General features: G+C 41.3%; 7 protein-coding genes and 2 pseudogenes. 5 read left to right on the top strand and 4 right to left on the bottom strand.

Annotated features, from left to right (window positions below):
- The 4 genes from BZJ21_RS15010 to BZJ21_RS15025 form a co-directional block, all read left to right on the top strand.
- Window positions 1-295: ISAs1 family transposase (locus BZJ21_RS15010; RefSeq protein ID WP_108743190.1), on the top strand; the 295-nt coding region annotated here is incomplete at its 5' end.
- An 11-nt stretch (window positions 296-306) separates the two neighbouring features.
- On the top strand, window positions 307-1,035 hold the full coding sequence (locus tag BZJ21_RS15015; protein WP_077670227.1) for a hypothetical protein: 729 nt from the start codon (window positions 307-309) through the stop codon (window positions 1,033-1,035).
- 139 nt (window positions 1,036-1,174) lie between these two features.
- A complete protein-coding gene (locus BZJ21_RS15020) occupies window positions 1,175-1,606 on the top strand; it encodes a hypothetical protein (protein WP_077670223.1) in 432 nt (143 codons plus the stop codon).
- Window positions 1,607-1,745: 139 nt separating this feature from the next.
- Window positions 1,746-2,360: a hypothetical protein gene (locus tag BZJ21_RS15025; RefSeq protein ID WP_077670224.1), complete on the top strand. Its 615-nt coding sequence runs from the start codon at window positions 1,746-1,748 to the stop codon at window positions 2,358-2,360.
- A 255-nt stretch (window positions 2,361-2,615) separates the two neighbouring features.
- Here the strand turns inward: BZJ21_RS15025 and BZJ21_RS15030 are convergent.
- The 4 genes and pseudogenes from BZJ21_RS15030 to BZJ21_RS15045 form a co-directional block, all read right to left on the bottom strand.
- Window positions 2,616-2,951, bottom strand: a pseudogene (locus tag BZJ21_RS15030) (transposase); the annotation flags it as partial.
- Window positions 2,952-3,001: 50 nt separating this feature from the next.
- Window positions 3,002-3,301, bottom strand: coding sequence for a type II toxin-antitoxin system RelE/ParE family toxin (locus tag BZJ21_RS15035; RefSeq protein WP_077670225.1), 300 nt, complete (start codon window positions 3,299-3,301; stop codon window positions 3,002-3,004).
- Entirely contained in the window at window positions 3,298-3,540 is a 243-nt protein-coding gene (locus BZJ21_RS15040; RefSeq protein ID WP_077647087.1) for a type II toxin-antitoxin system ParD family antitoxin, read from the bottom strand. The genes BZJ21_RS15035 and BZJ21_RS15040 overlap by 4 nt, the downstream gene beginning before the upstream one ends.
- A gap of 84 nt (window positions 3,541-3,624) precedes the next feature.
- Window positions 3,625-3,921 (bottom strand): annotated as a pseudogene (locus BZJ21_RS15045) (transposase); the annotation flags it as partial.
- 21 nt (window positions 3,922-3,942) lie between these two features.
- Between BZJ21_RS15045 and BZJ21_RS15050 the strand changes: the two are divergent.
- Window positions 3,943-4,356: a hypothetical protein gene (locus BZJ21_RS15050; protein ID WP_077670226.1), complete on the top strand. Its 414-nt coding sequence runs from the start codon at window positions 3,943-3,945 to the stop codon at window positions 4,354-4,356.
- Window positions 4,357-4,504: the final 148 nt, after the last annotated feature.

Raw genomic sequence — 4,504 nt, forward strand, 5'->3', positions numbered from 1 at the left:
TATTTCTGTGCGCTATTATATAAGTTCAAAAGCACTGACAGCGAAAGAGCTTCATGATGCCACTCGCTCGCACTGGTTAATTGAATCAATGCACTGGCAGCTCGATGTTGGATTAAAAGAAGATGCATGTCGAATTAGGGTAGATGACCGAGCGGAAGTTTTTGCACGAATAAGGCAAATGGTTTTGAATTTATTAAAGCAAGAGAAGAGTTTCAAAGCCGGCATTCAACGCAAGCGAATGATGTGTGCGATGGATCAAGAGTACTTGGCGACCGTGCTGGGAAGCCTTTCGTGACGCGGATGTTCATGCGTTTTCCGTGTTATAAAGAACTATTTAATAAAGCAGGATGGTTTGTCCCTCCCTATGTCCAAATGGGGTACTTAGGTAAAATTGCGGAAGATATCTCCAAAAACAATGATTCAAATTTAGAGTCACTACTTAGCCGTATATACACCCACGATCATCTGGCTGCAATGGTGAAGCATCGTTATCCTATTGTTCCTCATATCTCTGATTATAAGCTCATTATCGCTGAAGCAATTGATGCTCACTTCTTAGGGTTACATCATGTTGCTGTATCCGGTCTTATTCCGGTAATTGAAGGTGTGGGTCGGAAAATACTAGAATCTAAAGATATATCCGAAAAGTATGTCAAAAATGTTTTCGTAGCAGTAGCTGAACACTCTAAAGAAGACGTAATTGCAAATCAACTTGGTGCCGTGGATGAAATTGTAGCAATGCTAGATTCATTCGTTCATTTTACGAATAATAATCTATACGTTAATTCAGCTCGGTATCCTCATGGAGATAAAACTAATCGCCATGGCATATTACACGGTGCATTTTCTGATTATGACTATGGCGAACCTATTAATTTTTACAAAGCTATAGGTTCAATCGAGTTTTTGTGCTTCGTTGTTTCAATAAGAGAGCCTATTTCTTTCTTTGCTCCTAATTCAAGTGAGGCTTCTTTTAAACTAGCTAAGCAATATGCTCTATTTCAAATAATGAATGATTGGCGAAAAAATGGCTAACAAACTGCTCAACAGGATTAACAAACGTTCGGCAATTTTGGTTTGCTCAGGCTTAGCGTTTACGGTAGTAAATCTAGGATAAGTGGTTATGTTTGTTAACCAATTAGCAGGGCGTTAGCCTTACAAGGAGGATTGTAGTTTGGCAAAAAAGAAAAATTCGGTAAATGTTAGTCATGAGCATGCGAAGCCAATATTGAAGTTTCTATTTAGTAACTATGACTCTCGGCATAAGGATGATAGTGCTTTAAACAGCTATCCATTTACCCCTCACCACCTGTATCTAGAGCTTAGCGAAGAATTAGTTGAACTAATCAATACGATTAAGGACAAGCATAACTTAGCGGAGACTGAACAAACTGTTTTAGGCACTGTTTTGAATGGTTTTGTCAAAAATGACCTGCTTAAGAGTGATGATTGCGTGGTTTTTAACTTTACACCCCGTGGCTATAAATTTGCGTTGAAGTACAGCAGTACTTTCCGTTATTTATGGAAATATCATCCAGCAACTTTATGGGCTGCACTTTCATGTATTATCGGAGGGGCGGGCTTAATCGCTACGTTGACACAGTAAGGCTAACAAGCAATTCAAGCTGATTCGCAACGCTCGGCGCTTTCGGTTTCAATCAGTTTGGTGTTTCCGGTGGAGTGTTTGAGTAAGGTGGCAGCGTTGCTCACAACTTAATTGGGCGTTATGACTATAAGGTAATAAATTGAAATTGTTCGTTAAATATGGCTTTGTTTTTCTATGCGCAGGTTTCGGATTATGTGGTTTATTCGCATTTGCTCACTTATACGTAGAAGATAAAGTTGGTTTTTCTTCATTGATAAGTGATTTGGGTTCTTTCGGTAGTTTTCTTTCTGGGCTTGGAACTATAGTTGCGGCAGCAGCAGCGGCTGTTGGTGTCGATAGCTGGGTTAACCAGCTTAAATGTGGGAAATACTTGGATATTATATGGTCTGCTAAAGTCGCTATACGAAAAGTTCATGCGAGTGAAATGGATTGGTATATTGCAAATTATGCTTTTCTCCAAAACCCATCAGAATCACGTAAGTCAGATCTGGAAACTAAACTTAAGAAGTTAGAATATGATTTCGATGAACTAAGCAATGAATTTCATCAGTTGGACCAAGTTGTAGTTAAAAATCAGTTTCTTTGGGCAAACAACGCCTCACATTTCAAACATACGTGGCTAGAAATTAAGTGGCACATGGAAGAAAATGAGCTTTCTAGTACAGACTTACCTCGTTTAAATACTGCATTTAGTGACTATTACGATGCTCTTATGTCCCAGCTTGAAGAGATCGAAGATAAATTTGGCAAATAGTCATAACAAATAAGAATAAGTTTCGCGCAGCCGACACTTCATTTGGGTGTTGAACAAGCCCGTTGCTTTATTAAGTAAATAGCTCGAATGCGCATAGGTAGGCGCTGCGTCTGGCACTTTTTTCAGCGCGATCGCAGCCAAGAAGTGAGCAGGTAAGACATCACTTCAATACGTTACGTTAACGATGTCGATTTTGTCGGTTTGCTCTCCTGTGTTTAAGTGAACGCCATTCTCCTTATTCTGTTCGCCTTTCGGCTACCTCGGTCGTGTCACGCCCACGCAGACCATGAGCCGCTCCCCGCATGTAGGACAGCATCGTGTCGTATGCTGCTCAGGGGCCGTCTCAACGGGCAAGGTCTGGTGTGCCATGTGAAGCAACATACGTTGAATATGGTATCGCTTGTGTTTGGCGCTACCATGCAATAAGCCATAGTCACGCACGCGTTGTAGCCCTTTGGGTAAGACATGCTGAAGTATTAACATCAGGAACTGATTGGTAGGTAACGAGCGGATCGCCGATTGATTTGTCTGGCTGTCGGTGTACCGGAAGGTCACCTGATGGTCACTGATGTCGATGATATCTTTGTCGGGCGTGCGGATAAAGATACTGCTGATTGGCAGAGTAGGAAGAAACATAGGCGTTATACGCCAAAAATTGGGTTCACATCTATACTCTTATGCAAGATTCTGATGATCTGGATGTTTTGGCTACCAATTTGTTGATAAAAAATAACATGGCTTCCTTGTGGAAATTTTCGGTAGCCATCTCTGATTTCATCACAAGTTTTACCAATATCAGGATTTTCAGCGAGTAGCCAAAATGATTCATCGAATTGTTTGAGGTAAATATTACGTTGCTCGCGGCCCCACCTGCGGGAGGAAAACAAGGCAATGTCTTTTAAATCAGACTTTGCCTTGTTAGTTAGTTGAAATGGTTTCATTTTCCCTCTTCGCTATCTAGTTCACTGATAAACGAATCGAGGTCATAATCAGCCATACCACTTTCTTCGCCTTCAACGAGTAGTTGTCGTAAAGTGTTTATTTTCGTTTCTTGTGTTTCGAGTAAACGCAGAGCGGAACGAATTACTTCACTTGCTGAGCCATAGCGTCCACTTTGGATTTGGTTACTGATGAAGCTATCAAAGTGTTCGCCGAGAGTGATGCTAGTATTTTTAGCCATTGCAATCTCCTAATACCAAATAGTACCTAATTATGGTATTAATTTGAGGTAATCGCAAGTGGCGCACAACAAACCAGTATGTCGTCAATCACTAAATTTTAGCGAGATTTTTATGTCTGTGAGCATCGAATTTAAGATCACTACCATCTTGCGCACACAGGCAATAATGGTGACTTTTTTCGGCTTTTTAGCGGCGACTAATCGGGTATACGTGGCTTTAGAAACAGGATTACATTGCATCGCAGACATCATCGCCATATACAACACGGTACGAACTTGAGCACGTCCACCTTGGATCACTCGTTTGCTTTTATAACGTCCACTTTCTTTTGTCACGGGTGCAACACCAATGAGTGACGCCGCTTGTTTGTTAGTTATGTGTATTTCTAGCTTGGAGGTTAGATGGAATCGGTTAAGGTAGCATTAAACCCGCTGGATTGGTCTGGTGTTTCAGCAATTACATCAATCCTGATGCTTCTCATCAATTTTTTCTTACTCGTGTCGGTAATTTTTGCTTACCGCACCATTAAAGAGGAAGTAAAAAATAGGGACAGTACCCTGCTGCTTTGGGCAATGGATGAAATGTCAAAGATCAAGTTAGACCTATCATTGCTTCATAATGCAGGCGACTATTCAAACGGAGAGCTAGGGAGCGAAGACCATGAGGTCGCTTGGTCTAAAGAAACCGTTGATGCAGCGTATCGTGTCAGTATTGTGATGCAACGATTATCCTATATGGCTATGTCAGGGCTTATTAGTCGAGAGCATTTTTCAAAAATGTGGGGTCCTGCTTTTATAAAGGCCTGGGATCGGTAGATTTCAAGGTAGTTGACCAGATTTCCTAATTAAGCGGCGCTTTTTTGATCGCCTCGTTGATTGTCTTCTGAGCTGCTTGGATTGAGTGTTACTGAACTAACAGGTGTCCAGTCACGCGTTTCTTTAGCCCAACGCTCAGGATGCTTGG

This window comes from Salinivibrio costicola subsp. alcaliphilus (genome assembly GCF_001996185.1).
GTDB lineage: Bacteria > Pseudomonadota > Gammaproteobacteria > Enterobacterales > Vibrionaceae > Salinivibrio > Salinivibrio costicola.